This is a genomic window from Mesorhizobium sp. M8A.F.Ca.ET.021.01.1.1 (assembly GCF_003998025.1).
In the GTDB taxonomy this organism is placed as follows: domain Bacteria; phylum Pseudomonadota; class Alphaproteobacteria; order Rhizobiales; family Rhizobiaceae; genus Mesorhizobium.
In genome coordinates this window covers 1-1,335 of the sequence record NZ_RZSJ01000935.1, presented here as the reverse complement: position 1 = coordinate 1,335, position 1,335 = coordinate 1, and the positions used below count along the sequence as shown (strand labels likewise).

The following is a 1,335-nucleotide window of genomic DNA, read 5'->3' as shown; positions in this document are numbered from 1 at the left end:
ATCCCGACCAGGTCGAGGGTGGCGGCGACAATGCGGATGCGGGCGAGACGGCCGCGGCTCCGGTCGACGGCGGCAGCGCCGAGCCCGTGATCACCGACATCGACAACTGATCGAACGGCACCGCAAGACATTGAACGGCGGGGAGAAATCCCCGCCGTTTTCGTTTGGGCTGACGTGGAATATTATCGATTGACAGACATCAATGCGTCTTGAGACAGCATGCCCCATGCACCATATCTCGGCTGAACGGGATCCGGCTCGAATGGGCGGGTCCGTCACCGCAATCTGATCCGGTGCCGCAAAGCGGGCTGGTGATGGAAGGAGACAGATATGAACCTTGAGAAATACTCAGAGCGCGTGCGCGGCTTTATCCAGTCCGCGCAGACGATGGCGCTCTCCCGCAACCATCAGCAATTCACCCCCGAACACATTCTGAAAGTCCTCGTCGACGATGACGAGGGCTTGGCCGCGTCGCTGATCGAGCGTGCCGGCGGCAATGTCCGCGACGTCAAGCTCGGCGTCGAGACGGCGCTCGAGGCGATGCCCAAGGTGGAGGGTGGCAATGGCCAGCTCTATCTGGCTCAGCCGCTGGCCAAGGTGTTCTCGACCGCCGAGGACCTGGCCAAGAAGGCCGGTGACAGTTTTGTCACCGTCGAGCGGCTGCTGCAGGCGCTTACCATGGAGAAATCGGCAAAGACGGCCGAAATCCTGGCCAAGGCCGGCGTCACCGCGCAGGCGCTGAACCAGGTCATCAACGACGTCCGCAAGGGCCGCACCGCCGATTCGGCGAGTGCCGAACAGGGCTATGACGCGCTGAAGAAGTACGCGCGCGATCTGACCGCCGACGCACGCGCGGGCAAGCTCGATCCGGTCATCGGCCGCGACGACGAGATCCGCCGCACCATCCAGGTGCTGTCGCGCCGCACCAAGAACAACCCGGTGCTGATTGGCGAGCCGGGCGTCGGCAAGACGGCGATCGCGGAAGGCTTGGCGCTGCGCATCGTCAATGGCGACGTGCCTGAATCGCTGAAGGACAAGCAGTTGATGGCGCTCGACATGGGCGCGCTGATTGCCGGCGCCAAATATCGCGGCGAGTTCGAGGAGCGGCTGAAGGCCGTGCTTTCCGAAGTCACCTCGGCCAGTGGCAATATCATCCTGTTCATCGACGAGATGCACACACTGGTCGGCGCCGGCAAGGCCGATGGCGCCATGGATGCGTCGAACCTGCTGAAGCCGGCGCTGGCGCGCGGCGAACTGCACTGCGTCGGCGCGACCACGCTCGATGAATACCGCAAGCATGTCGAAAAGGATCCAGCCCTTGCCCGCCGTTTCCAG

1 protein-coding gene is annotated in these 1,335 nt (G+C 63.6%); it reads left to right on the top strand.

Annotated features, from left to right (window positions below):
* Positions 1–330: 330 nt before the first annotated feature.
* Positions 331–1,335: Clp protease N-terminal domain-containing protein (locus EOA36_RS35595; protein ID WP_127281248.1), on the top strand; the 1,005-nt coding region annotated here is incomplete at its 3' end.